Origin of the sequence: Thermomonospora echinospora, assembly GCF_900108175.1 — a bacterium.
Classification (GTDB): domain Bacteria; phylum Actinomycetota; class Actinomycetes; order Streptosporangiales; family Streptosporangiaceae; genus Thermomonospora; species Thermomonospora echinospora.
Map to the genome: position 1 here is coordinate 47946 of NZ_FNVO01000008.1, position 26250 is coordinate 74195.

The window sequence follows — 26250 nt, forward strand, 5'->3', positions numbered from 1 at the left end:
CGACGGCCTCCTCACTCCGAGGGGATGAGGAGGCCGCGGGATCACGCCGGGGTCTCTGTGGGAGGGGTCAGGCGCGCCAGGAGCGCACCAGCTCCTCCAGCGTGGTGGGGTCGAAGTCGATGCCCCGCGAGGTCAGCTCCTGCCGGACCAGGGCGCCGTCGCCCTTGTGCTTGGCCAGCAGGAGGTACACCGCGTACGGGAACCAGTGGTTGTCGCGGATGCGCCGGATCTCGTCCTCGTCGGTGTGGTAGCCCTCGGCCCGCACCGCCGCCAGCGTCGCCGCCAGGTCGCCCTCGTGCTCCTCCAGGGCGGTCATCGCGACGTTGCGCAGGTTCTCCGGGTTGACCACGGGCGCCTCGGGCTCGGGCGTCAGGGTCGGCTGCTCCAGGGCGTTGGTGTCCAGGGTGCCGTGGCCGTTGACGCTGGCGCGGGCGGCGGCGCCGACGACGGCCAGCTCGGGGGCGGGCTCGGGCACGGCGTGCTTGGGCTTGCGGGGCGCCGGGGCGGGCTGCGGCTCGGCCTGCGCGGCGGGGGCCTGCTGCTCGGCCTGCACGGTCTGCGCGGTGCTCTGCTCGGCGGCCTGCGCCGGGCGGGGACCGCCGGTGCCCGGCTCCAGGGCCTTGTCGGTGCGGGCGCCGGCGACCTGCGGGATGGGACCGGTGATGCGCAGCGGCATCAGGGTGACCTGGTGCAGGGTGACCGGCGGGGCGATGGCGCGCGGCTGGCCGTCGGCGGGCTTCTGCGGCTCCTCCGGCTCCTCCTTTTGGGAGACGTACCGGTGCAGCGTCCGCAGCAGCACGAACAGGCCCAGCATGGACACGATCGGCGGCACCGCCGCGGTGGCCTGGTAGGAGAACTCCGACCTGCCGACGTGACCCACGTTGAAGATGAGGCTGGCGGTCCAGCCGGCCATCGCGATGGTCAGCGGCAGGCAGAAGTCCAGCCAGCTGAGCATGTTGCGGCGGTGTATCACGTACGCGTCGATGGCCAGCAGGAACAGCCCCAGCTCGCCGACGATGATGAACAGGTCGACCAGCAGCGGGAAGGACTCGGCCTTCCAGCCGCTGAGGCCGTGGTCGAGGGCCCAGTGGTAGAGCCCGGCGTAGGACTGGGCGAAGCCGCTCGCCGTGGCGGTGAGGACCGCGGCGGCCATGAGGGCCACGGCTGACCAACGTGTGATGGCCTGTGCGCGATTGGCGGCGGTCATGTGGCGTGCGCTCCCAGGGTCATTCTCGGGCAAATCAGATGTGATCTGTTGGAGACTACCGTTGTCCCTGTGGCGCGTGTGTCGTTACTTGTCACGTTCTCCCCACGGTTCTCAAGGACGAGTCCGATATAGGAGATTTGTCGTTTTTGGGCTATTCCAGGCCGAGTGTCGCGCCGTTGAGCGTGGTGTAGAACGGCGAGGTGGTGAAGCCGGGGCCGGTCTCCTCACCGATGTAGACGTCGGCGTGGTGCTCGCCGCCGTGGCCGGGCGCGAACACGTCCACCACCGTCCACCGCGCCGCACGGAACCGCTCGCAGGTGGCGGTGGGAACGGGACGGCCCGCCCAGCCCTTGCCGCACCCGGTGATGGTGAAACGCGACCCGCGTTCGAGCACCGACCGGTCGGCGGCGGCGGTGACCCAGGGACGCAGCGGCCGATTGACGGCGTCCCGGGCGACCTCGTCCAGCCAGAAGTGGCCGACCCGCCGTGACCAGGTCAGATAGCGGCCCTTGTAGGGGCCGCTGGTGATCCGGCCGGCGCCCTCGGTCTGCACCGCCTTGACGAATCCCGCCGGGTAGGAGCCGAGGTCGGCCTTGGGCCGCGCGCACCCGGAGACCAGGCAGCCCCGCACCCGCTTGCGCGGACCGGTGTGGAACGACTCGACCGCCGTGTAGTAGACGGTGATCCGCCAGCCCTTGGACAACCTGGTGGGCCTGGCCACAGCGTCGGCCCGGGCCTGGCCCGCCGGAGACGGCGGCGGGGCCGGTGAGGCGGCGGTGGGCGGCGGCGGGGGAGCAACGGGCGGCGCCACCGGATCGGCGGAGGACGCCTGTGACGAGGCCGTCCCGCACGCCGCCAGGCTCACGCCCGCCATTGCCGCCGCAGCACCGGCCCGCAGGCTCCGCCGCATCCCCGTCTCCTCCCGGCCGTCATCACGAACGTGACGCCCGGTCGAGGACGTCCGGTCCAGGATGCCGGGTCCGCCCGCGCGGTTCACGCCTCCGGCGCGACACCTTCCGGTGACGGCCCCGCCGACCGCCGGTGCCCTGCGCTGCCGGGTGTGCGGAGACGATCGGGCGGGCCGTCCTCAGCGGGCCCGGCCGAACCGGATCTCGGTGAGCCGGTCGGCGGCGGCCCGGTCCAGCACGGTGACGGTGGCGGCGGGCGGCACCGCCCCTCGCCGCGCCTTGGCCATGAGCCGGTCCCAGCGGCGGCAGTGCCGGGCGAAGGTGGTGGTGGTCAGCACCCGGCCGCGGGCCACCTGCCCGGCCCGCGCCGTCCCCGGCGGCACGTCGATCAGCACCAGGTGCAGGCCGGCGCCGGTGCGGCGGGCCAGCCAGGCGAACCCGTACAGCAGGTGGGGCCAGGTCCCCCGGGTGTGCGCGACGACCGCGTGCCCGGCCGTCAACGTCCGCGCGATACGCCACACATGGGTGGTGTAGACGAACGGGATGCGCGCGCGGGGCGGCAGCGGTCCCAGCCGGCGCGCCCACCAGTTGCGCGCCTGCCGTGAGTCGATCACCCGCACCTCACCGTCGGGCACTGGCGCTTGCTCGTCGCCGCGCAGTCCGTACAGGCGTTCCAGCAGGGTGCTCTTGCCGGCGCCGGGCAGTCCGGCCACCAGGACCAGCGACCTGGCCGGGAAGTCCAGGCCGGTGCCGGCGGGCTCAACGGCCGGCCCGGTGGCCGGCCCGACGACCGGGGCGGCGGCCAGCAGGGGGGCCTCGTCACGCTCGGGGATGTGCCGATCTCCTGTCCGCGGGGGCGGGGTCATCCACGATATGCGCTCGAAGGCCCAAATCACCCATTCCCTGCCAGGGAGTTCGTCACTCCTGGCACGGCAGGGTCACCAGCCGCGTGCGCGCCACTCCGGAAGGCTCGGGCGCTCCCTGCCGAGCGTGGAGTCCTTGCCGTGGCCGGGATAGAACCAGGTGGCGTCCGGCAGCCGGTCGAAGACCCGCTCCTCCACGTCCGCCAGCAGCTGCTTGAACAGGGCCGGGTCGCCCCAGGTGTTGCCCACGCCGCCGGGGAAGAGGCTGTCCCCGGTGAACAGGTGTGGGCGGTCGGCCAGCTCGCCGCCGGCGTCGTACAGCAGCGCGATCGAGCCGGGCGTGTGCCCGCGCAGGTGAACGACCTCCAGCTCGGCCTCGCCGACCCGCACCCGGTCGCCGTGCTCGACCCGCTCGGCCACCGGCTCCGGCAGGCTCTCGGCGTCGAACGGGTGCGCCACGACCGCCGCCCCCGTCGCCCGCACGACGGCGCTGAGCGCCTGCCAGTGGTCCTGGTGGCGGTGCGTGGTGACGATCCGGTCCAGTGGGCCGTCCCCCACCAGCTCCAGCAGCCGCTCCGGCTCGTTGGCCGCGTCCACGAGCAACTGCTCGCCCGTGGCGGTGCAGCGCAGCAGGTAGGCGTTGTTGTCGTACGGGCCGACCGCCACCTTGGCGATCGTGAGCCCGGGGAGCTCGCGCACATCGGCCCGCCCACCGACCTGGACATCTCCGGTGTAGCTCATACCGTCATCCTTCCCCATCGCGGGGCCGCGGCGCAGGCCGCCCCGCCGGGTGTTCGCCCCGGTTCGGCCCGGTGTGCACGAGCGCACACCGGGTTTGCGGCACCGATCACCGAATCCGCAGGTCCCGCGGTGTCTGCTGGGGACACGGGAGGTGGCGCGTTGCTGACCAGAGGACTGACCAGACGGCTGACCAGAGGACTGACCGGGGGCGAACCCGCGGAAGGACCGCAGGACTCGCCCGCCGAGCTGCTGCGCGCCGGTGGTCAGGACGCGGCGATCGCGGGGGTGATCCTGACCCTGGTGCTGGTGGCCGTCATGGCCCGGCTACTGGCCGGCCCGGGCATGGGCCCGCTGGGCGTCCCGGTCCTGCTCGGCATGACCGGGACGTTCCTGACCTCGGCGACGTTCGCCGTCCGCACCCGGCTCACCCTCCTGCGCGCGCTGGGGGAGGTCCGGGCGCGGATCGGCGCTCCGCTGGATCCGGGGGTGCCGTGGCTGCCGACCGGCTCGCACGCCGCGATCGGCGAACAGGAGATGCGCCGCGAGCTGCGACGCCTCGTGGGCGCCGCCTACCGCTGCCACGACCTGTCGCTGAACGCCCTGGTGTGGGCGCTGGCCACGATCCCGCTCCTGGTGGTCTGGCTGCTGCTCTAGGCGCTGGTCTCGGCGGCGGTCACCGGGTCGATCCGCGCCGGGGCCCGGCGGGCGGCCACCGTCGTCCTGGGCGGGTCGGCCGGGCGCCTCCAGTGCCAGTCGGTCACAGCCTGGTAGGCGGCCACCACCTCCAGCAGCGCTTCCTCCTCGTACGGGCCGCCACCCAGGATCGTGCCCACCGGGACCCCGGAGGCGTTGAAGCCGATGGGGAAGCCGATCTCCGGCAGGCCGAGGATGTCGAACGGCACCGGGCCGGTCTGCAGCACCATGTCGCAGTCCTTGAGCATCCCGTCGAGCACCTCCCGCAGCAGGTGGGTCTTGGCCCGCTGCGCGGTGATCCACTCGTCGCCGGAGAGCATGAGACCCCCTAGCCAGCTCAGCAGGGAGACTCCGAACAGCGTGAGGTCTTTTTGCAGGAACGGTCGGAACGGCTCGGTGCGCTCGGCCAGCCGGGCGTCGTTGAACGTCCCGGTCAGCAGCCCCCAGTCGGCCGGGTAGGCCACGTCCACCAGGCGGACCCCGGGGATCTTCTCCAGCGTGGCCAGGAACTGCCTGCGCAGCGCCAGCACCTGGGTGTTGGAGGTCGACAGGTAGTCGGTGGGGACACCGATCCGGGCCCGGTGCCGCAACCGCACCTCATCGCCCCGGCGGACCGGGGTGGCGGCCTGGATCAGGTCGGGCACGCGCGGCAGCCCCAGCGTGCGCGGATCGCGCGGGTCGGGCCCGGCCATCACCGACAGCATGATCGCGGCGTCCATCGCGTCCCGGGCCAGCGGTCCCGGGTGGTCGCGGGTGAACGACAGCGGGATGATCCCGTAGATCGAGGCGCGCCCCATCGTCGGCTTGAGCCCGGTGAGGTTCTGCTGGTTGCTCGGCTGCACGATGCTGCCGCCGGTCTGGGTGCCGATGGAGGAGGCGGCCAGCCGCGCCGCGACCGAGGTGGCCGGGCCGGTGGACGAGCCGCCGGGATCAACGGCCGGATTGGTGGGGGCCCAGGCGTTCACGGTGGTGATCCGCCCGTCAGGGGTGGTCGCCCGGGTGGTGGCCAGCGGGCCCATCTGCCCCTTGCCCAGCACGATCGCCCCAGCCGCGGTGAGCCGGGCCACCGCGGTGGCGTCGTGGTCGGGGACGAACTGGTCGAAGATGAAGGAGTTGGCGGTGGTACGCACCCCGGCGGTGAAGAAGTTGTCCTTGACGGTCAGCGGGATGCCGGACAGCGGCCCGCCGGGACGCTGGTCGGCCTTCTTGGCCGCCGCCAGCGCCTGCTCGGCGAGCACGGTGACGAAGGCCTGGTAGGCCGTCTCGTACGCCCTGATCCGGGCCAGGTACGCCTCGGTGAGCTCGACCGAGGTCAGCTTGCCGGCACGGATCAGCGTGGCGGCCTCCGCCAGCGTCGCCTCGGTGGGGTCGTCCAGAACCTCCTTGCGCACCGGCACGTTCGGCATACGCAGGGAGGGGGCCGTCGCCCGAACCGGGGCGGCGGTCAGCCCGGCCGTCGCCGCCGTCGCCGCGGTGACGGCGCTCGAACGGGCCAGGAACAGGCGGCGGGACATGCTGCGGCTCATACGGCGTCCGTCCAGGCCTCGGTGATCGACGGGTACTCCAGCGGCGCCGACAGTTGCTGGGCCAGCTCGGGGCTCGCCGCCGGGGGCCGCCAGGTGTTCAGCGCCGCCGGGCGTCCGCCCCCGCGCACCCCGCCGACCTTGGCCCCGGCCAGGAACGTGCGCAGGTACTCCATCGCCTGCTCGCGGGTCGGCGATCCGGTCCGCGGATCGGGCGACTCGGGTAGCTGGTTCAGGTCCACACCGGCCAGTTCCAGCCGTGCCCTGATCAGGGCGTTGAGTTCTTCATCGGTCATGGCGGGAGGTAATCGGACATCCGTTTCCTGGAGATTTCGCCCTTATCCTCCCCGTGTAACGATCACCGCCGAGGCCCGTGCTCCGGCGATCCGGTGGCGGGAGATCTTCGAACACGTGTACGGTTCGTGGGGTTCGAGCCGGGCGCCCGCGGCCGGACCGTGCGGCGGACTATTTCGTCGGCGCCCGCGGTTAGCCTGATGTCGACCTCATCTGTGATCGGGATCCGTGACCGGGCCCCAGGGGGAGCCGAGTACCACCGTGCATGACCGACTCATCGTGCGTGGAGCGCGCGAGCACAACCTCAAGGACGTCTCGCTGGACCTGCCGCGGGACGCCCTGATCGTGTTCACCGGGCTGTCGGGTTCGGGTAAGTCCAGCCTGGCGTTCGACACGATCTTCGCCGAGGGGCAGCGCCGCTACGTCGAGTCGCTGTCGGCCTACGCCCGCCAGTTCCTCGGCCAGATGGACAAGCCCGACGTGGACTTCATCGAGGGCCTGTCCCCGGCGGTGTCCATCGACCAGAAGTCCACCTCCAGGAACCCCCGCTCCACCGTCGGCACCATCACCGAGGTCTACGACTACCTGCGGCTGTTGTACGCCCGGATCGGGCACCCGCACTGTCCCGAGTGCGGCCGGCCGATCAGCCGGCAGTCCCCGCAGCAGATCGTCGACCGGGTGCTGGAGCTGGAGACCGGCACCCGCTTTCAGGTGCTGGCCCCGGTGATCCGCGGCCGCAAGGGCGAGTACGCCGAGCTGTTCCGCGAGCTGCAGTCCAAGGGCTACTCGCGGGCCCTGGTGGACGGCACCATGATCCGCCTGGACGAGCCGCCCAAGCTCAAGAAGCAGGAGAAGCACGACATCTCCGTCGTCGTGGACCGGCTGTCGGTCAAGGACACCGCCCGGCAGCGGCTGGCCGACTCGGTGGAGACCGCCCTCGGCCTGGCCGGCGGCACCATCGTGCTGGACTTCGTCGACCTGCCCGAGGACGACGAGCACCGCACCCGGATGTACTCCGAGCATCTGTACTGCCCGTACGACGACCTGTCGTTCGACGAGCTGGAGCCCCGCTCGTTCTCCTTCAACTCCCCCTACGGGGCCTGCCCGGAGTGCACCGGCCTGGGCACCCGCATGGAGGTCGACCCCGAGCTGGTCGTCCCCGACCCGGAGAAGACCCTCGGCGAGGGCGCCATCCAGCCATGGTCCAACGGTCATGTGAGCGAGTACTTTCTGCGGCTGCTGTCGGCCCTCGGCGACGCCATGGGCTTCGACCTGAACACCCCCTGGGAGAAACTGCCCGCCAAAGCCCGCAAGGCCATCCTGGGCGGGCACGACACCCAGGTCCACGTCAGCTACAAGAACCGCTACGGCCGCACCCGCTCGTACTACACCTCCTACGAGGGGGTCATCCCGTACATCCAGCGGCGGCACGCCGAGTCCGAGAGCGACGCGACCCGCGAGAAGTTCGAGGGCTACATGCGGGAGATCCCGTGCCCGGCCTGCAAGGGCGCGCGGCTCAAGCCCGTCATCCTCGCGGTCACCATGGGCGGCAGGTCGATCGCCGAGGTCGCCGCCATGCCTATCGGCGAGTGCGCCAAGTTCCTGCTGTCGCTGGAGCTGGACGATCGCGAGTCGCACATCGCCGCCCGGGTGCTCAAGGAGGTCAACGCCCGGCTCGGCTTCCTGCTGGACGTCGGCCTGGACTACCTGACCCTGGACCGGGCGTCGGCCACCCTGGCCGGCGGCGAGGCCCAGCGCATCCGGCTGGCCACCCAGATCGGCTCTGGCCTGGTCGGCGTGCTGTACGTGCTGGACGAGCCGTCCATCGGCCTGCACCAGCGCGACAACCACCGGCTGCTGGAGACCCTGATCCGGCTGCGCGACATGGGCAACACCCTGATCGTCGTCGAGCACGACGAGGACACCATCGACGCCGCCGACTGGGTGGTCGACATCGGTCCCGGGGCCGGCGAGCACGGCGGCCAGATCGTGGTGTCCGGCACCGTGGATGAGCTGAAGTCCTCCGAGCGGTCGCTGACCGGGGCCTACCTGTCGGGCCGCCGCGAGATCGCCGTCCCGCAGGTGCGCCGGCCCCGTACCAAGGGCCGCGAGCTGGTGGTCAAGGGCGCGCAGCAGAACAACCTCAAGAACGTGGAGGTGGCGTTCCCGCTCGGCGTCTTCACCGCCGTCACCGGCGTGTCCGGCTCGGGCAAGTCCACCCTGGTCAACGACATCCTCTACAACGCGCTGGCCAAGCAGTTGCACGGCGCCAAGACCGTGCCCGGCAAGCACCGCCGCATCACCGGCGTCGAGCACCTCGACAAGGTGGTGCACGTCGACCAGTCCCCGATCGGCCGCACCCCCCGTTCCAACCCGGCCACCTACACGGGCGTGTTCGACCACATCCGCAAGCTGTTCGCGGCCACCACCGAGGCGAAGGTGCGCGGCTACCAGCCGGGCCGGTTCTCCTTCAACGTCAAGGGCGGCCGCTGCGAGAACTGCGCGGGCGACGGCACGATCAAGATCGAGATGAACTTCCTGCCGGACGTGTACGTGCCCTGCGAGGTCTGTCACGGCGCCCGCTACAACCGGGAGACCCTGGAGGTTCACTACAAGGGCAAGACGATCGCCGAGGTGCTGGACATGCCGATCGAGGAGGCCACCCGCTTCTTCGAGCCGATCACCGCGATCCACCGGCACCTGTCCACCCTCAACGACGTCGGCCTGGGCTATGTCCGGCTCGGTCAGCCCGCCCCGACCCTGTCCGGCGGCGAGGCCCAGCGCGTCAAGCTGGCGGCCGAGTTGCAGCGCCGCTCCACCGGCCGCACCATCTACGTGCTGGACGAGCCCACCACCGGCCTGCACTTCGAGGACATCCGCAAGCTGCTCGGCGTGCTGAACGGTCTGGTCGACAAGGGCAACACGGTGGTGGTCATCGAGCACAACCTGGACGTGATCAAGACCGCCGACTGGATCATCGACATGGGGCCCGAGGGCGGTTCCCGCGGCGGCACCCTGGTCGCCGCCGGCACCCCCGAGGACGTCGCCAGGGTCGAGGCCAGCCACACCGGTACGTTCCTGGCCAAGATGCTCGACGTCTGACCCGTCCCGCCGGACGCCGCCGTACGGCCCGGGTGCCCTCGTCCCGCCGAGGCTCCCGGGCCGGCTCGTCCTGCCGCGCTCTTCGGGCCGACTCCTTCCGGGAAAGGCCGGCCGATCCCCAGGTGCCGGACGGGGTGGGTGCGGGGGGTGCGGGACCGGACCGCAATCATTGACGCCATGAGCAACGAAACGACGGGGGAGCCGTCCGCGCAGGTCGTCGGGCGGCGCGCGGTGGTGTGCGGGGCCGGCGTCGTGGGCGCCGCCGCACTGGCCGGGTGCGGTGGCGGCGGGGGTCGTCGGGTGGAGGCGGCCGCGGACCTGAAGGGCAAGGAGGTCGCCAAAGTCGCCGACGTGCCGGTCGGCGGCGGGAAGGTCGTGCGCGAGCACAAGGTCGTGGTCACCCAGCCGGCCGCGGGCACGTTCAAGGTCTTCGACGCGCGCTGCACCCACTCCGGATGCCCGGTCGACCGGATCCGCGGCGGGCGGATGTACTGCCCGTGCCACGGCAGCGAGTTCGAGCTCACCGACGGCTCGGTGGCGCAGGGGCCCGCCTCCCGCGCGCTGCTGGAGTATCCGGTGCAGGTCAGGGGCGACGGCCTGGTTATCGTCTGATCCGGGGACGTCATCGGTTCGTAAAACCGATTGAACTGCCCTCCCCGTTCACTCGTAGTGGTGGGGTGAACGGGCCGCGCGGCCCGAAGGGTGAGGAAGGACGGGATTCATGGGTCAGGAGACCGCACCGGAGATCGAGGGTTCCGCGCAGGGGCCGACGGCGGGGCCGCCGTCCGGGAACACCCGGCGCGGCGTCCTGGTGGGCGCCGGGCTGCTAGGGGTGGTTGGTGTCGCAGCGGCCTGCGGCGGTGAGGAGGAGACCACCGAGCCGGGCGGCGGTGACGGGGGCGGCGGCGGGAACGCCGGCGGCGGTGGCGGCGGTGCCGGCGCGGTGGCGCAGACCAGCGAGATCCCGGTCGGCGGGGGCAAGATCTTCAAGGACCAGAACGTGGTGGTCACCCAGCCGGCGCAGGGTGAGTTCAAGGCGTTCGACATCAAGTGCACCCACCGGGGCTGCCCGGTGGACTCCGTCGAGGGCGGCACCATCAACTGCCCCTGCCACGCCAGCAAGTTCAGCATCGCCGACGGCTCGGTGCAGAGCGGACCGGCCGGCGGGCCGCTGAAGAGCAAGCAGGTCACCGTCGAGGGCGAGTCCATCAAGCTGGCCTGATGCCCGTGGGCGGGGCCGTCAGGCCGGCCCGGTCCCGATGGGCAGTTCCGTGCGCAGGCGGGGGAGCGCCCGCGGGTGCTCCTGCCGTAGGTAGTCGACGATGTGCTCGCGGGCGTCGCAGCGCAGATCCCAGGCGCTGGCGGCGTCCGCGGCGCTCATCAGGGCGCGCAGCTGCACCAACCCGTTGGGCAGCACCTCGGTGACCTGCAGCACCCAGTCCCGCTGGTCCCACAGCGGATGCTCGCGCAGGAACCGGTACAGCTCGGTGCGCAGGTCGTCGACCGGGACCGTCCAGTCGACGTGGAACAGCACCGCGCCGACCACCCGGCTGCCCTGCCGGGTCCAGTTCTCGAACGGCTGCTCGGTGAAGTACGACACCGGCAGGATGAGGCGCCGCTCGTCCCAGGTGCGTACCACCACGTACGACAGGGTGAGCTCCTCGATGCGGCCCCACTCGCCGTCGACCACCACCACGTCGTCCAGCCGCAGCGCGTCACTGAACGCCAACTGCAGCCCGGCCAGCAGGTTGCCCAGCACCGGCCGGGCGGCGATACCGACGACCAGGCCGGCCACACCGGCCGAGGCCAGCACCCCGGCGCCCATCACCCGCACCGCCGGGAACGAGAACAGCACCGCGCCGACCGCCACGATTACCACCACCGCGCCGGCGATTCGGCGCAGCAGCAGCATCTGGGTGCGTGCTCGCCGGGCGCGGCGGTTGCGCTCGCCCTCCACCCGGGTCAGCCGGTCCAGCGCCGGATCGGTCAGCGCGTAGGTGATCCGCAGCAGCAGCCAGGTGGCGGTGGCCACCCCGCCGATCCACAGCAGGTGCCGTGCCACCCGGTCCACGCCGGGCCCGCCGAGGTGCTCGGCCGCCGGCAGCGACGCCTGCGCGCTGAACATCACCGCCGCCGCGAACGCGGGGGCGGTCACCCGCCGGGCGGCCTCGCCCGCGCCGGGCCAGCGCGCCGACAGCCGTCCCGCCAGCAGCCGGCGGATCCCCTCCACCACGACCACCGACACCAGGACGGCGACGCCGAAGACCGTCCATGCCCAGAACGCGGACACGCCGTAGAACCTCCTTTTGCCATGGATCTACCTTTCTGCCTGTTTCCGGATCGGTGCCCGCTGAACGAGATCCAGGTCACGTCGCCGCCGGAGCCGCCCCGTGCCGCCGGGCGCGTTCCGTCACAGGGCCCGACTAGGCTGCTGGTGTGGCAGATCCGGCGAACTACCGACCGGCCCCCGGGTCGGTCCCCGACTCGCCGGGGGTCTATCGGTTCCGCGACGAGCACGGCCGGGTGATCTACGTCGGCAAGGCCAAGAGCCTGCGCTCCCGGCTGAACTCCTACTTCGCCGACTTTGCGGGCCTGCACCCCCGGACCCAGACCATGCTCCAGACCGCGACGCGGGTCGACTGGACGGTGGTCGGTACCGAGGTGGAGGCGCTGCAGCTCGAGTACTCCTGGATCAAGGAGTTCGATCCCCGGTTCAACGTCCGTTACCGGGACGACAAGTCCTATCCCTACCTTGCGGTGACCTTGGACGAGGAGTTCCCGCGGGTGATGGTGATGCGCGGCGCTAAGCGCAAGGGCGTGCGCTACTTCGGGCCGTACTCGCACGCCTGGGCGATCAGGGAGACGGTCGACCTGCTGCTGCGCGTGTTCCCGGTGCGCACCTGCAAGCCCGGCGTCTTCAAGCGGGCCCGCCAGATCGACCGGCCCTGCCTGCTGGGCTACATCGACAAGTGCTCGGCGCCGTGCGTGGGCCGTGTCGACGCCGCCGAGCACCGGCGGCTGGCCGAGGACTTCTGCGCCTTCATGGCCGGCGACACCGGCCGGTTCATCAAGCGGATCGAACGGGAGATGCTGGCGGCCGCCGAGGCCGAGGAGTACGAGCGGGCCGCCCGTCTGCGCGACGACATGCGGGCGCTGCAGCGCGCGCTGGAGAAGCAGGCGGTGGTGCTGGGCGACGACATCGACTGCGACGTGATCGCCTTCGCCGAGGACCCGCTGGAGGCCGCGGTCCAGGTGTTCTACGTGCGCGGCGGCCGCATCCGCGGGCAGCGCGGCTGGGTGGTCGACAAGGTCGAGGACGTCACCACCGCCGACCTGGTCGAGCACTTCCTCGGCCAGATCTACGGCGAGGGGGAGCAGGTGCCGCGCGAGGTGCTGGTGCCGGCCGAGCCGCCGGACGCCGAGGCCGTGGGCGAGTTGCTCGCCGAGCGGCGCGGGGGCCCGGTGCGGATCCGGGTGCCGCGCCGCGGCGACAAGCGGGCGCTGCTGGAGACCGTCGCCCGCAACGCCGCCGAGGCGCTCAAGCAGCACAAGACCCGCCGCGCCGGCGACCTGACCACCCGCAGCCGGGCGCTGCAGGAGATCCAGGAGGCGCTGGAGCTGGACGAGGCGCCGCTGCGGATCGAGTGCTACGACGTCTCCAACCTGCAGGGCACCAACGTGGTGGCCTCCATGGTGGTGTTCGAGGACGGCATGGCCCGTAAAAGCGAGTACCGCCGGTTCGGCATCAGGGCCGTGCAGGGCCAGGACGACGTCCGCTCCATCCACGAGGTGATCACCCGGCGCTTCAAGCGCTACCTGGCCGAACGCGACCGGGCCGCCGAAGCCGCCGAGGAGGCCGCGCACGGCGAGGCCACCGACGCGTCCGCCGAGGAGGCCGCCGACGGGGTGCTGGCCTCCTACGGCTTCGGGGACGCCGACGAGCAGGACGGCGCGCCCGCCGGCCCGGTCGACCCGCGCACCGGCCGGGCCCGCAAGTTCGCCTACCCGCCCAACCTGGTGGTGGTGGACGGCGGGCCGCCGCAGGTCGCCGCCGCCCAGCGGGCTCTCGACGAGCTGGGCGTGCCGGAGATCGCGGTGTGCGGGCTGGCCAAGCGGATGGAGGAGATCTGGCTGCCCGGCGACGAGGAGCCGGTGATCCTGCCGCGCGGCAGCGAGGGGCTGTTCCTGATGCAGCGGCTGCGGGACGAGGCGCACCGCTTCGCGATCACCTACCACCGGCAGCGGCGCTCGAAGGAGATGACGGCCAGCGAGCTGGACGGGGTGCCCGGCCTGGGCCCGGCCCGCCGCGCCGCCCTGCTCAAGCACTTCGGCTCGCTGCGGCGGCTGCGGGCGGCCACCCCTGACCAGATTGCCGAGGTGCCGGGCATCGGCCGGCGCACCGCCGAGCAGATCGCCGCCGCCCTGCACGGGGCCACGGAGGGCACGGGCGGCCCACCCACCGCGGCCGGCGCGCAGGAGGCGCCGGAGGACACGGGAGGCCGCGCCTCCGCAGGCGGGACGCAGGGGCGTTCCTCTGTAAACGACGCGCACGGGACGCCGGGGGACGCGGGTGGCCGTCCTGCCGCGTCCGGTGGTGAGAAGGCGCCCACGGGGGCGTCACCGGGGGGCGCGCCGGGCGGTGGTCCCCCCGCAAGTGATGGCAGCGCTGATGGGGGAGGCCCATGACCGCCGAGGGGCACAAAGGCATCCCGGACATCGTGATCGTCACGGGGATGTCCGGGGCCGGCCGGAGCACGGCCGCCAAGTCGCTGGAGGATCTCGACTGGTTCGTGGTCGACAACCTTCCGCCGGGACTGCTGGCGACCATGGCCGACCTGGGCGGCCGGGTCAGGGACGCGGTGCCGCGGATCGCGGTCGTGGTGGACGTGCGCAGCCGCGCCTTCACCAGCGACCTGCACTCCTCCATCGCCGAGCTGGAGGCCCGCGGGGTGCACCCGCGGGTGGTGTTCCTGGAGGCCAGCGACGAGGAGCTGGTGCGGCGCTTCGAGGCGGTCCGGCGGCCGCATCCGCTGCAGGGCGACGGCCGGCTGGTGGACGGCATCGCCCGCGAGCGCGAGCTGGTCCGCGAGGTGCGTGCCGAGGCCGACCTGGTGATCGACACCAGCGGGCTGAACGTGCACGAGCTGCGGGCCAAGATCGTCGGGTTCTTCGGCACCGATAGCGGCGAGTCCAGCCTGCGCGCCACCGTGGTCTCCTTCGGCTACAAGTACGGGCTGCCGGTCGACGCCGACCTGGTGGTGGACTGCCGGTTCCTGCCCAACCCGCACTGGGTGCCCGAGCTGCGGCCCATGAACGGCCGCGACGCCCCCGTCCGCGACTACGTGCTGGGCCAGCGCGGCGCCAAGGAGTTCCTGGACTCCTACACCGACGTGCTGCGCCTGCTGTCGGAGGGGTACGAGCGCGAGGGCAAGCACTACGTGACCCTGGCGGTGGGCTGCACCGGTGGCAAGCACCGCAGCGTCGCCATGGCCGAGCAGCTCGCCGCACGCCTGCGCGACACCGGCATCGAGGTCCAGGTGGCCCACCGCGATCTCGGCCGCGAGTGACCGACCGCCGCGGCGGTCCACCGGTCCGCTCCCGGCGGCTCGTGGCCGCTCTCGCCCGGCCCGGCGGGGGCGTCACCCACCGCGGCACCGGCCGGTAACCGGCCGGAATCCGACCGGGATCAGGCCAGGACACGGGGAGCCGTTTTCCCTGCCGGGTGCCGAAGATGTCCGGTGATGCTCGAAGATAGTGCCGTTCGCTCTTTTCTCCGGACGGGTGCGGGCACGAGCTCAGGCGGTTTCCGACGGGAACGGCCGGCGGCCGGCGCGCCCGGGACCGGGCGCGCCGGTGCCGCGGCAGGCCGCCGCGGTGTTGGCCGTCCCGGTGGGCGGGTAGGTGGTGCTGAACGCCGGGCCCGTGGCGGCAGGGGCGAGCGGCCGGGTGCGAGCGGAGCGGGCGACCGCGGGAAGGGTCGGTGAGGGTGGGGCGATGGTGTGATCGAGCGCGGTAGCGAGAAGGTGGTGGCCCTCGGCGGGGGACACGGGCTGTACGCGTCGCTGTCGGCGCTGCGCCGGGTGACCGACCGGCTCACCGCCGTGGTCACGGTGGCCGACGACGGCGGCTCCAGCGGGCGGCTGCGCCGCGAGCTGGGCGTGCTGCCGCCCGGCGACCTGCGCATGGCGCTGGCCGCGCTGTGCGGCGACGACGAGTGGGGGCAGACCTGGAGCCGGGTGGTGCAGCACCGCTTCCGCAGCCAGGGCGACCTGCACGAGCACGCGGTCGGCAACCTGCTGATCGTGGCGCTGTGGGAGCTGTTCGGCGAAGGGGAAGCCGGGCCCGCGGTGCCCGAGGCGACGGTGGCCGGGCTGGACTGGGTGGGCCGGCTGCTGGGCGCTCAGGGCCGGGTGCTGCCGATGGCGTCGGTCCCGCTGGACATCGTCGCCGAGGTACAGGGCGCCGATCCGGCCCGGCCTGAGGAGACCGCCCAGGTCCGCGGGCAGGTCGCCTGCGCCAAGACCCCCGGCAAGGTGTTGAGCGTGTCGCTGGTGCCGCCGGACCCGCCGGCCTGCCGGCCGGCGCTGGCGGCCGTCGAGGAGGCGGACTGGGTGGTGTTCGGGCCCGGCTCCTGGTTCACCAGCGTGCTGCCGCACCTGAAGGTGCCGGAGCTGGCCAGGGCGCTGACGGCCACCCGGGCGCGGCGGATCGTCGCGCTCAACCTGGTGCCGCAGCCCGGCGAGACCGACGGCTTCTCCCCGCAGACCCATCTGGAGGTGCTGCAGGCGCACGCCCCCGAGCTGCGGGTCGACGTCGTGCTGGCCGACCGGGCGGTGGTGGACGACGCCGACGCGCTCGACAAGGCGGTGCGGATGCTCGGCGGCCGGCTGATGCTGGCCGACGTGGCCGCCGCCGACGGCTCGCCGCGTCATGATCCGGCTCGGCTGGCCCAAGCTTTCGCACAGATATTGCGTCAGTGACGTCCGGGCCGCCGGTCATCGGCGAGACTGCTGGACGGATTCACTAGGGGGAGGTTGCGCCATGGCGATGACCGGTGTGGTCAAGGACGAGCTGAGCAGGCTGTCGATCATGAAGCCGTGCTGCCGCAAGGCCGAGGTCTCGACGCTGCTGCGGTTCGCGGGGGGGCTGCATCTGGTCAGCGGCCGGATCGTGATCGAGGCCGAGATCGACACCGGGGCGGCCGCCCGCCGGCTGCGCAAGGACATCGCCGAGGTGTTCGGGCACACCTCGGATGTGGTGGTGCTGGCGCCCAGCGGGCTGCGCAAGGGCAACCGGTACGTGGTGCGGGTGTTCCGGGAGGGCGAGTCGCTGGCCCGCCAGACCGGCCTGATCGACAACCACGGCCGGCCGGTGCGGGGGCTGCCCCGGCACGTGGTGGCGGGGGCGGCCTGCGACGCCGAGTCGGCCTGGCGGGGGGCGTTCCTGGCGCACGGCTCGCTCACCGAGCCTGGCCGGTCGATGTCGCTGGAGGTGACCTGCCCCGGCCCGGAGGCCGCGCTGGCGCTGGTCGGCGCCGCCCGACGGCTGAAGGTGCACGCCAAGGCCCGTGAGGTGCGCGGCGTGGACCGGGTGGTGGTGCGCGACGGGGACGCCATCAGCGCGCTGCTGACCCGGCTCGGCGCCCATGACAGCGTGCTGGCCTGGGAGGAGCGGCGGATGCGCCGCGAGGTGCGGGCCACCGCCAACCGGCTGGCCAACTTCGACGACGCCAACCTGCGGCGCTCGGCGCGGGCGGCGGTGGCGGCCGGCGCCCGGGTGGCGCGGGCGCTGGAGATCCTCGGCGACGACGCGCCCGAGCATCTGGTGGCCGCCGGCAAGCTGCGGCTGGAGCACAAGCAGGCCTCGCTGGAGGAGCTGGGCCAGCTCGCCGACCCGCCGCTGACCAAGGACGCGATCGCCGGGCGGATCCGGCGGCTGCTGGCCATGGCCGACAAGCGGGCCAGCGACCAGGGGGTCCCCGGCACCGAGGCCAACCTGACCGCCGAGATGCTGGCCCCCTGACCGCCGGCAGAGGTCTAGACCATCAGGGGCTGGACCCGATCATTGGTCTAGACCAAAATGGTCTAGACCCACGCCCGGCGGGCGATCCCCCGGCAGAGTGAGTCCGGCTCACCCCTCGCTTCACCCTCGGTCGGTGTCGGAGGTCGGCGGGCCCATTGGATAGGGTCGAGACGTGGGGGAAGGCTCTGGCCGGACCCCGGTAGGACATGAAGTGCTGGGCCCGGTGACACCGGGCGGGACGAGGTACGAGGAGAGCGGTTCGGTGACCATCCGCGTAGGCATCAACGGGTTCGGCCGGATCGGCCGGAACTTCTACCGCGCCCTGCTGGCCGGCGGGGCCGACGTCGAGGTCGTGGCGGTCAACGACCTGACCGACAACGCGACCCTCGCCCATCTGCTCAAGTACGACAGCATCCTCGGCCGGCTGGGCGAGGACGTGAAGGCGGGCGCCGACGAGATCGCGGTGGGCGGCCGCAGCATCAAGGTCTTCGCCGAGCGCGACCCGGGCAACCTCAAGTGGGGCGACCTGGGCGTGGACATCGTGATCGAGTCCACCGGCCTGTTCACCGACGCCACCAAGGCCAAGGTGCACGCCGACAACGGCGCCAAGAAGGTGATCATCTCCGCGCCGGCCAAGAACGAGGACGTCACCCTCGTGATGGGGGTCAACGACGACTCCTACGACCCCGCGAACCACACGATCATCTCCAACGCCTCCTGCACCACCAACTGCCTGGCCCCGATGGCCAAGGTGCTGCACGACACCTTCGGCATCGAGCGCGGCCTGATGACCACCATCCACGCCTACACCCAGGACCAGAACCTGCAGGACGGCCCGCACAAGGACCTGCGCCGGGCGCGCGCCGCCGCGCTCAACATCGTGCCGACCTCCACCGGCGCCGCCAAGGCCATCGGCCTGGTGCTGCCGGAGCTGAAGGGCAAGCTGGACGGCTACGCGCTGCGGGTGCCGATCCCGACCGGATCGGCCACCGACCTGACCGTCACCCTCGGCCGCGAGACCACGGTCGAGGAGGTCAACGCCGCGCTCAGGGAGGCCGCCGAGGGCCCGCTGCGCGGCGTCCTCACCTACACCGAGGACCCGATCGTCTCCTCCGACATCGTCACCGACCCCGCCTCCTGCATCCTGGACGCCGGCCTGACCAAGGTCATCGGCGACCAGGCCAAGGTCGTCGGCTGGTACGACAACGAGTGGGGCTACTCCAACCGCCTGGTGGACCTGGTCCAGCTCGTCGGCTCCCGGCTCTAACGGACTCCCGCCGCCGTGACCGTGCCCGTGCCGCGCGGTCACGGCGGTCCTCGTCTGGCGGACGGCGCGCCGGGTCGTCCGCCCTGCCGGGAGCCCGGCTGCCACCATGAGCGGAAGGACACCGATGCGCACCATTGACGATCTCGACGTCCGCGGGAGGCGGGTGCTGGTCCGGGCGGACCTCAACGTCCCCCTGGACGGCGACCGGATCACCGACGACGGGCGGATCAGGGCCAGCCTGCCGACGATCGAGGCGCTGCGCGAGCGCGGCGCCCGGGTCATCGTCTGCGCCCACCTGGGCCGCCCCAAGGGCGAGGTGAAGACGGAGTTCTCGCTGGCCCCCGTGGCCCGCAGGCTCGGCGAGCTGCTCGGCACGGACGTGGCGTTCGCCTCCGACGTGGTCGGCGCCTCCGCCGCCGAGACCACCGCCGGCCTGGCCGACGGCCAGGTGGCGCTGCTGGAGAACCTGCGCTTCGAGCCGGGCGAGACCAGCAAGGACGACGCCGAGCGCGGCGCCTTCGCCGACCGGCTGGCCGCCCTGGCCGAGCTGTACGTCGGCGACGGGTTCGGCGCGGTGCACCGCCGGCACGCCAGCGTCTACGACGTTCCGCGGCGCCTGCCGCACGCCGCCGGGAAGCTGATCGCCGCCGAGGTGGACGTCCTGCGGCGGCTCACCGAGGACGTCCGGCGGCCGTACGCGGTGGTGCTGGGCGGCTCCAAGGTCTCCGACAAGCTCGGCGTCATCGACAACCTGCTGGGCAAGGCCGACCGCATCCTCATCGGCGGCGGCATGGTCTTCACCTTCCTTAAGGCACAGGGGCACGAGGTCGGCAAGAGCCTGCTGGAGGAGGACCAGCTCGACACCGTGACCGAGTACCTGGCCCGCGCCGAGAAGGCGGGGGTGGAGTTCGTGCTGCCGGTCGACATCGTGGCGGCCACCGCGTTCGCCGCCGACGCCGAGCACGACGTGGTGCCCGCCGACGCCATCCCGGCCGACCGGCTCGGCCTGGACATCGGCCCCGCCTCCGGGCGGCTGTTCGCCGAGCGGCTGGCCGGCACCGCGACGATCTTCTGGAACGGCCCCATGGGCGTGTTCGAGATGGAGCCCTATGCGCACGGCACCCGCGCGGTGGCCCAGGCCCTGATCGACTCCGGTGCGTTCACCGTGGTCGGCGGCGGCGACTCGGCCGCGGCGGTGCGGACCTTGGGCTTCGACGAGTCCGCCTTCTCCCACATCTCGACCGGTGGCGGCGCCAGCCTGGAATACCTGGAAGGCAAGACGCTGCCCGGCCTTTCGGCACTGGAGGACTGACCCGCGATGGCCGCTGCCAAGACCCCTTCCCGTAAGCCGATCATGGCCGGCAACTGGAAGATGAACAACACCCACCTGGAGGCGATCCGGCTCGTCCAGCAGCTGGCCTTCGCCCTCAAGGAGGCCGACCACGAGGCGGTCGAGGTGGTGGTGGTGCCGCCGTTCACCGCGATCCGGTCGGTGCAGACCCTGGTGGACGCCGACAAGCTGCAGATCGGCTACGGCGCGCAGGACGTGTCCGCGCACGCCGCCGGCGCCTACACCGGCGAGATCTCCGGCTCGATGCTGGCCAAGCTGGGCTGCTCGTACGTGGTCGTCGGGCACTCCGAGCGCCGCCAGTACCACCACGAGGACGACGCGCTCGTCAACGCCAAGATCAAGGCCGCCTACGCCGCCGAGCTGACCCCGATCCTGTGCGTGGGGGAGGGCCTGGAGATCCGCAAGGCCGGTGAGCAGGTGTCCTACACCCTGGGCCAGGTCGAGCGGGCGCTGGAGAAGATCCCCGCCGAGCAGGCCCGCTCCATCGTGATCGCCTATGAGCCGGTCTGGGCGATCGGCACCGGGGAGGTCGCCACCCCGGCCGACGCGCAGGAGGTGTGCGGCGCGATCCGTGGCCGGCTCGCCGAGCTGTACGACGCCGAGCTGGCCGCCGGGGTGCGCATCCAGTACGGCGGGTCGGTGAAGTCGGGCAACATCGCCGGGATCATGGCCCAGCCGGACGTGGACGGCGCGCTGGTCGGCGGGGCGAGCCTGGACGCCGGCGAGTTCGTCAAGATCTGTCGGTACCGGGACCTTCCGGTGTGATCCATGCCGACGAACGGAGATGACACGCCGGTCCATACCGGGTTTCTGCTGAACCAGCAGTCACTTCGTCGTACCCTCGATACCTGACGGGCAAACCGCCCGGCTCCGTCAGCCGTTGTTGACCAGGGCCCCGCAACCGCGGGGCCGGCCAGAAAAGGCGCTGAACTACCGTGATCCTTGCAACCGCGATCGTCCTCATCGTCACGAGCCTGCTGATGATCCTGCTCGTCCTCATGCACAAGGGCAAGGGCGGGGGGTTGTCCGACATGTTCGGCGGCGGGATCTCCTCCTCGCTGGGCGGGTCCTCCGTGGTCGAGCGCAACCTCGACCGGCTGACGATCGGGACGGGGATCATCTGGTTCGCGTCGATCGTCGTTCTGGGCCTGCTGCTGAAGTCCAACGGCGTCGGCTGAGCCGGATCCCCCAGGTAGTACGAGTGCCGCCGCGGCCCCACAGGGTGGGCGGCCGATCAATCGAGGAGTAGTTCCGTGGGTAGTGGCAACGCCATTCGGGGTAGCCGGGTCGGGGCCGGCCCGATGGGAGAGGCCGAGCGCGGGGACGCGGCGCCCCGGGTCTGGGTGAGCTTCTACTGTGCCAACCGGCACGAGACCCGTCCCAGCTTCGCGACCGACGTGGCGATTCCCGACACGTGGGACTGCCCCCGCTGCGGATTCCCGGCGGGCAAGGACGCCGAGAACCCGCCCGCTCCGCCGAAGACCGAGCCGTACAAGACGCACCTGGCGTACGTGAAGGAGCGGCGCAGCGACGCCGACGGCGAGGCCATCCTTGAGGAGGCCCTCGCCAAGCTGCGCGAGAAGCGGGCCGCGGTCCGCGCCGCCATGGAGGCGGCCGGCCGGGGCTGAGCCCCTCCCGCGTCACGGCCCGGTTCCCGCCCCGGCGGGACCCGGGCCGTCGTCTTCCTGCCCGTCGCCGGCCGGGCTCGCCGAAGCCACCGGTCGGTGCCGGTCCGCCGGTCGCGCGGTCGTTCGCGCTGCCGGTGACCGGGCCGGTCGGCGGGCCGGGACCGTCCGGTCTGTGCCGGTGGCGGTGTCGTGCCGTCGTCGGTGTCCATGGTGGCGGGGCCGGCCGGGGCGGTCGTTGCCGGTCGGCGGGCCGGTGTCGGGGTGCGGCGCTGTGTTGTTGTCCGCGCCGGTGGTGGCCGAGCCGGACGGGGACGGTGCCGCCGCTTCAGTGGGTCAGGGCCGTCCGGTCGGTGTCGGCGTGCGGTGTCGTGCCGTTGTTCGCGCCGGTGGTGGGGCCGGAGGTGAGCCGCCGGGCGACCCGGCGGCCCAGGCGTTGCGCTGGACGTTCCACCAGGCGCTGGGTGAGCAGGGCGGCCGCCACCAGGGCGGCCAGGAACAGCGCCAGCCAGAACGGGGCGTCCTGGCGCGGGCGGCCGAACAGCGAGTCGGAGACGATCAGCAGCACCGGGTGCAGCAGGTACACCGAGTAGCTGATCACGCCCAGGATGGTCAGCCCGCGCGGCATCGCACGGTGGCGCAGCGCCATCCCCGCCGCGAAGGTGAGCGCCGCCAACACCAGGGCGGACGCCCAGGCCCGGCGCAGCCCCAGCACCTCGTCGGCGGGCAGCCCCCAGCCGCCCATGTGCCACAGCCCGGCGGCCACCGCGACGACGAGCACCGCGCCCGCGCTGAGCACGGCGGCACGGACCCTGATCTGCCCCCGTTCGGCCCGGTACAGCGCGGTGCCGGTGAACATCACCGCCAGGATGACCAGCCCTTCCCACAGCGGAACCCGCCCGTTGGCGGCCAGCAGCACGACGGCCAGCAGACCGCCCAGCACCGCGCCCGCGGCCCGCACCTGCGGCCGCCGGCAGAACGCGCAGCCGATCGCGGCCGCCATGACCAGGGCCGTCACGGTGACGACCGGGGTGACCCCGGCGACCTTGGTGAGCGCGGTGGCCGGCACCAGCCCGCCCAGCGCCACCGCCGCCGCGGCGCCCCCGGCCAGCCCCGCGGCGATCCCGGCCGACCGGCGGTGCAGGCCCACCGCGAACAGCGCCGCCACCAGCAGGTAGAACAGCATCTCGTAGGACAGCGTCCACAGCACGTTCAGCGCGTTGGGCACCGCCAGCAGGTCCTGCAGCATTGTCAGGTGGGCCAGCGCGACCGCCCAGCGGTCCAGTTCGGCCAGCCCGTCGCGCAGCGGCCACATATCGGTGGCCGCGATCACCACGACGGCGGTCAGCGCGAACAGCAGCAGCGGGTAGATCCGGAACACCCGGCCCACCCAGAAGCGGCCCAGCGAGCGCGAGCGTTCCAGGGACGCGGGAATGATGTAGCCGCTGACCAGGAAGAACACCATCACGCCGTACATGCCGGGGTCGAACCACGCGGTGATCTGGCGGCGCAGGCCGGGCGCGTAGTGGTAGGTGGCGTGGTGGAAGGCCACCGCTAGTGCGGCGAGCCCGCGCAACGCGTCCAGCCACGCCAGCCGCGCCGCGCCCTCTCCGGTCCGCGCACCATCCATGTCCCGAACGACCTTATAGGCCCCTCTGACCGAAAGTGCACCCCTCGTTGCGGCGGGCCGCCGATCACCGCCGCACGGCGGCCAGCACGACCAGGAGCGGGACGACCCGTTCGGCCGGGACCGCGTACTGCCCGCGGGCCGTGGTGCGCAGCCAGCCTGCCGCCACGAGCTGGCGAAGATGGTGGTAGAGCTGCCCGGTCGTGCCGAGCCGCTCGTGCGCGCCGAGCTCGGCGACGGTGCGGGCGCCGTGCAGGATCTCGCGCAGCAGCAGCAGCCGGATCGGATGGCCCAAAGCGGCCACCGCCGCGGCGGCCTGACTCCAGTCGTCGGCGAGCAGCTCGTCGACCGGGTGCCCCTGCTGCCACTCGGCCTGCTCGCCGCCGGGCAGCGTCACCGAGCCGGTGAACAGCACCATGCCGGGGGCGTCCGCGCGCTCCTTCAGGCCGGTCAGCGCCCAGAACGCGTCGGCGCCGAGATCCGGGCCGCCGGCGCGCGAGGACCGGTGCCCGCTCTCCAGCTCGGCGACCCGGGTCTCCAGCCGCGCCACCCGCTCGTCGAGGGTGGGTTCCTCCCCGTTCCTGGTCAACCGTGCTCCTCGATGTTCAGCTTCTGGTGCCGGCCGCCGCGGGATCGGGGGCCAGGGGGCCGGTGGTGAACGGCTGCGCGCCCTTCGGCACACCGTAGTGCTCGGTGCCGTCGGCCTGGAACGCGAAGGCGAACGGCAACCCGGCGGCGACCATCGGCCTGGGACCGTCCATCAACTGGAAGTGCAGGTGGGGTTCGGAGGAGTTGCCGGAGTTGCCGCACTCGGCGACCTGCTCGCCCGCCCGGACCCGCTGCCCGGGACGCACTCGCAGCGAGCCCCGCCGCAGATGGGCCAGCGCCGCGTACACCCCGTCGCCGAGGTCCAGGATCAGGTGGTTGCCCAGCAGGAAGCGGGGGCTCACCGCGGCGCCGACGCCGCGCACGATCCCCTCGACGACGAAGAGGTAGACCAGGCCGGGCCAGGAGTCGCGGCTCCAGTGGTCGCGCTGCCCGTCGACGGCGCGCACCACGACGGCGTCGGCGGGGGACAGGATCGGCCGGCCGAACGAGGGGAACGTCTCGGGCCGGCGCGCCGGCGGCCAGCGGCGCACGGTCCCGCGGTCGGCGGCGGGATCGGGCTGGTGGACCAGATCGATGGCGTAGGCCTGGCCGAACTCGTGCGTCCCGTGGCTGGGGACCTTGTCGGCCGGGCTGTTGACCGCCACCCAGCGTCCTCGGACGGGGGCGTCCACCTCGACCGGGGGCCGCCGCCGCACCGCGCCGGCGGGCAGCACGATCAGTACCAGGCCCACGACGATCATCACCGTCCCGACCCAGCCGAACCCGTGGAACCTCGCGCTGAACGCCACGGCCAGACCGGCCAGCAGCAGCGGGGTCCGCACACGGGCCAGATGCCTGGCGAACCTGTCGCTCATCGGTGCCTCCCGGGATGTCCGTCCATCTTCTTCAAGTTTTACGTAAATACGTAATCCGGTCAACGGGGTGCCGGGCCGGGGTTCGCTACGATGGGCGGCACGTGACTGGCGCAGACAAGGTGGGATCGACCACCGGGGAGCGAAGCCGTCCGCACGCCGCGCGCCTGGGTGTACGGGCCCCGCCGGGGCCTCGTGCGCGGCCCGCCGCCCAGCACGGGTCCTCGGCGCGACCAGCGCGGAGGTTAGACATGCACCAGCCGGCCATCCCCCATCTGCACGCCGCCGACCCGGACATCGCCCGGCTCGTCGAGGCCGAGGCGCGACGGCAGTTCGACAAGGCCCGCCTCATCGCCTCGGAGAACTACGTCTCGCCCGCGGTCCTGGAGGCCACCGGTTCCGTCCTGACCAACAAGTACTCCGAGGGCTATTGCGGCCGCCGCTACTACGAGGGCCAGCAGAACGTCGACCCGATCGAGACGCTGGCCGTCGAGCGGGCCAAGGGCGTCTTCGGCGCGGCGCACGCCAACGTCCAGCCGTACTCGGGCTCGCCCGCCAACCTGGCCGTCTACCTGGCCTTCGCCGAGCCCGGCGACACGGTGATGGGCATGTCCCTGCCGATGGGCGGGCACCTGACCCACGGCTGGTCGGTGTCGGCCACCGGCAGGTGGTTCACCTCGGTCCGCTACGGCGTGCGCGCCGACACCGGCCGCATCGACCTGGACGAGGTGCGCGACCTGGCTCGCCGGGAGCGCCCCAAGATCATCTGGTGCGGCGGCACGGCCGTGCCGCGCACCATCGACTTCCCGGCGTTCGCCGAGATCGCCCGGGAGGTGGGGGCGGTGCTGGCCGCCGACGTCGCGCACATCGCCGGGCTGATCGCCGGCGGCGCCCACCCCTCGCCGGTCGGCCATGCCGACGTGATCACCACCACCACGCACAAGACGCTGCGCGGGCCGCGCGGCGCCATGATCATGTCCACCGCCGAGCATGCCGCCGCCGTGGACAAGGCGGTCTTCCCCGGCCTGCAGGGCGGCCCGCACAACCACACCACGGCCGGGATCGCGGTGGCGCTCAAGGAGGCGGCGGACCCCGGGTTCGGCGCCTACGCCCACCAGATCGTGGCCAACGCCGCGGCGCTGGCCACGGCGCTGCTGGAACGCGGTTTCGACCTGGTCTCCGGCGGCACCGACAACCACCTCATCCTCATCGACCTGACCAGCAGGGGCGTGGCGGGCAAGCCGGCCGCCCGGGCGCTGGACCGGGCGGGCATCGAGCTGAACCACAACACGGTGCCGTTCGATCCGCGCAAGCCGTTCGACCCGTCCGGGCTGCGGCTGGGCACCGCGGCGATCACCACCCGGGGGCTGACCGAACGGCACATGCCGCACCTGGCCGCCTGGATCGACGAGGCCGTGCAGGCGGCGGCCAAGCAGGACGAGGCGCGGCTCGACGGGATCGCCGCCGAGATCCGCGAGCTGCTGGCCGCCTTCCCGATGCCCGGCTGGGCTCCCACGCCCTGACCCGCACGCGCCGGTGACGGCGGCCCGCACACCGCCGTCACCGG

General features: G+C 72.6%; 24 protein-coding genes and 1 riboswitch. Of the genes, 14 read left to right on the forward strand and 10 right to left on the reverse strand.

Annotated elements, in window-relative coordinates; all coding sequences use genetic code 11:
- Positions 1-67: 67 nt before the first annotated feature.
- The 4 genes from C4U03_RS19275 to C4U03_RS19290 all read right to left on the reverse strand — a co-directional run bounded on the left by C4U03_RS19275 (position 68) and on the right by C4U03_RS19290 (position 3719).
- Positions 68-1153, reverse strand: coding sequence for a DUF2637 domain-containing protein (locus tag C4U03_RS19275; RefSeq protein ID WP_235017997.1), 1086 nt, complete (start codon positions 1151-1153; stop codon positions 68-70).
- A gap of 205 nt (positions 1154-1358) precedes the next feature.
- Positions 1359-2117 (reverse strand): RlpA-like double-psi beta-barrel domain-containing protein, encoded by a 759-nt coding sequence (locus C4U03_RS19280; RefSeq protein WP_103939212.1) that lies wholly within the window; start codon positions 2115-2117, stop codon positions 1359-1361.
- A gap of 177 nt (positions 2118-2294) precedes the next feature.
- Positions 2295-2981, reverse strand: a complete 687-nt coding sequence (locus C4U03_RS19285) for an AAA family ATPase (RefSeq protein ID WP_146087437.1) — start codon at positions 2979-2981, stop codon at positions 2295-2297.
- Positions 2982-3053: 72 nt separating this feature from the next.
- On the reverse strand, positions 3054-3719 hold the full coding sequence (locus C4U03_RS19290) for an MBL fold metallo-hydrolase (protein ID WP_103939213.1): 666 nt from the start codon (positions 3717-3719) through the stop codon (positions 3054-3056).
- 159 nt (positions 3720-3878) lie between these two features.
- On the opposite strand from C4U03_RS19290, the gene C4U03_RS19295 reads away from it, so the two are divergent.
- A complete protein-coding gene (locus tag C4U03_RS19295) occupies positions 3879-4373 on the forward strand; it encodes a hypothetical protein (protein ID WP_103939214.1) in 495 nt (164 codons plus the stop codon).
- On the opposite strand, the gene C4U03_RS19300 is transcribed toward C4U03_RS19295, so the two are convergent.
- Complete coding sequence (locus C4U03_RS19300; protein ID WP_103939215.1) at positions 4370-5938, reverse strand: amidase; 1569 nt, start codon at positions 5936-5938, stop codon at positions 4370-4372. The genes C4U03_RS19295 and C4U03_RS19300 overlap by 4 nt on opposite strands.
- Complete coding sequence (locus tag C4U03_RS19305; RefSeq protein WP_103939216.1) at positions 5935-6231, reverse strand: hypothetical protein; 297 nt, start codon at positions 6229-6231, stop codon at positions 5935-5937. The genes C4U03_RS19300 and C4U03_RS19305 overlap by 4 nt, the downstream gene beginning before the upstream one ends.
- Positions 6232-6490: 259 nt before the next feature.
- On the opposite strand from C4U03_RS19305, the gene uvrA reads away from it, so the two are divergent.
- The 3 genes from uvrA to C4U03_RS19320 all read left to right on the forward strand — a co-directional run bounded on the left by uvrA (position 6491) and on the right by C4U03_RS19320 (position 10553).
- On the forward strand, positions 6491-9331 hold the full coding sequence (gene uvrA, locus C4U03_RS19310) for an excinuclease ABC subunit UvrA (protein ID WP_103939217.1): 2841 nt from the start codon (positions 6491-6493) through the stop codon (positions 9329-9331).
- A 177-nt stretch (positions 9332-9508) separates the two neighbouring features.
- Complete coding sequence (locus tag C4U03_RS19315) at positions 9509-9943, forward strand: Rieske (2Fe-2S) protein (protein WP_235017975.1); 435 nt, start codon at positions 9509-9511, stop codon at positions 9941-9943.
- 109 nt (positions 9944-10052) lie between these two features.
- Positions 10053-10553, forward strand: coding sequence for a Rieske (2Fe-2S) protein (locus C4U03_RS19320; protein WP_103939218.1), 501 nt, complete (start codon positions 10053-10055; stop codon positions 10551-10553).
- 18 nt (positions 10554-10571) lie between these two features.
- On the opposite strand, the gene C4U03_RS19325 is transcribed toward C4U03_RS19320, so the two are convergent.
- Positions 10572-11621: a mechanosensitive ion channel family protein gene (locus C4U03_RS19325; protein ID WP_103939219.1), complete on the reverse strand. Its 1050-nt coding sequence runs from the start codon at positions 11619-11621 to the stop codon at positions 10572-10574.
- Between the two features lie 146 nt (positions 11622-11767).
- Between C4U03_RS19325 and uvrC the strand changes: the two genes are divergently transcribed.
- From uvrC to C4U03_RS19370, 9 genes are all read left to right on the forward strand, one after another.
- Entirely contained in the window at positions 11768-14017 is a 2250-nt protein-coding gene (gene uvrC, locus C4U03_RS19330; protein ID WP_103939220.1) for an excinuclease ABC subunit UvrC, read from the forward strand.
- Positions 14014-14898, forward strand: a complete 885-nt coding sequence (gene rapZ, locus C4U03_RS19335; RefSeq protein ID WP_103939221.1) for an RNase adapter RapZ — start codon at positions 14014-14016, stop codon at positions 14896-14898. The genes uvrC and rapZ overlap by 4 nt, the downstream gene beginning before the upstream one ends.
- A 456-nt stretch (positions 14899-15354) precedes the next feature.
- Positions 15355-16311, forward strand: coding sequence for a gluconeogenesis factor YvcK family protein (locus C4U03_RS19340; protein ID WP_103939431.1), 957 nt, complete (start codon positions 15355-15357; stop codon positions 16309-16311).
- 61 nt (positions 16312-16372) lie between these two features.
- Entirely contained in the window at positions 16373-17353 is a 981-nt protein-coding gene (gene whiA, locus C4U03_RS19345) for a DNA-binding protein WhiA (protein ID WP_103939222.1), read from the forward strand.
- Positions 17354-17615: 262 nt separating this feature from the next.
- Positions 17616-18620 (forward strand): type I glyceraldehyde-3-phosphate dehydrogenase, encoded by a 1005-nt coding sequence (gene gap, locus C4U03_RS19350; protein WP_103939223.1) that lies wholly within the window; start codon positions 17616-17618, stop codon positions 18618-18620.
- Positions 18621-18744: 124 nt separating this feature from the next.
- The gene (locus C4U03_RS19355; RefSeq protein WP_103939224.1) at positions 18745-19932 is read left to right on the forward strand and encodes a phosphoglycerate kinase; all 1188 of its coding nucleotides are present in this window, start codon (positions 18745-18747) and stop codon (positions 19930-19932) included.
- Between the two features lie 6 nt (positions 19933-19938).
- Entirely contained in the window at positions 19939-20736 is a 798-nt protein-coding gene (gene tpiA / locus C4U03_RS19360; RefSeq protein ID WP_103939225.1) for a triose-phosphate isomerase, read from the forward strand.
- 170 nt (positions 20737-20906) lie between these two features.
- Positions 20907-21149, forward strand: coding sequence for a preprotein translocase subunit SecG (gene secG, locus C4U03_RS19365; RefSeq protein WP_103939226.1), 243 nt, complete (start codon positions 20907-20909; stop codon positions 21147-21149).
- Between the two features lie 75 nt (positions 21150-21224).
- Entirely contained in the window at positions 21225-21599 is a 375-nt protein-coding gene (locus C4U03_RS19370; protein ID WP_103939227.1) for an RNA polymerase-binding protein RbpA, read from the forward strand.
- A gap of 325 nt (positions 21600-21924) precedes the next feature.
- Here C4U03_RS19370 and C4U03_RS19375 read toward each other — a convergent pair whose 3' ends face one another.
- The 3 genes from C4U03_RS19375 to C4U03_RS19385 form a co-directional block, all read right to left on the reverse strand.
- The gene (locus tag C4U03_RS19375) at positions 21925-23226 is read right to left on the reverse strand and encodes an acyltransferase family protein (RefSeq protein WP_103939228.1); all 1302 of its coding nucleotides are present in this window, start codon (positions 23224-23226) and stop codon (positions 21925-21927) included.
- Positions 23227-23290: 64 nt separating this feature from the next.
- Positions 23291-23812 carry a helix-turn-helix domain-containing protein gene (locus C4U03_RS19380; protein ID WP_103939229.1) on the reverse strand — a complete coding sequence of 174 codons (522 nt, stop codon included), beginning with the start codon at positions 23810-23812 and terminating at the stop codon, positions 23291-23293.
- A 16-nt stretch (positions 23813-23828) separates the two neighbouring features.
- A complete protein-coding gene (locus C4U03_RS19385) occupies positions 23829-24686 on the reverse strand; it encodes a M23 family metallopeptidase (protein ID WP_103939230.1) in 858 nt (285 codons plus the stop codon).
- A 91-nt stretch (positions 24687-24777) separates the two neighbouring features.
- Positions 24778-24863: riboswitch (ZMP/ZTP riboswitch) on the forward strand.
- A 71-nt stretch (positions 24864-24934) separates the two neighbouring features.
- Between C4U03_RS19385 and C4U03_RS19390 the strand changes: the two genes are divergently transcribed.
- The gene (locus C4U03_RS19390; protein ID WP_103939231.1) at positions 24935-26206 is read left to right on the forward strand and encodes a serine hydroxymethyltransferase; all 1272 of its coding nucleotides are present in this window, start codon (positions 24935-24937) and stop codon (positions 26204-26206) included.
- The last annotated feature ends 44 nt before the right edge of the window (positions 26207-26250 follow it).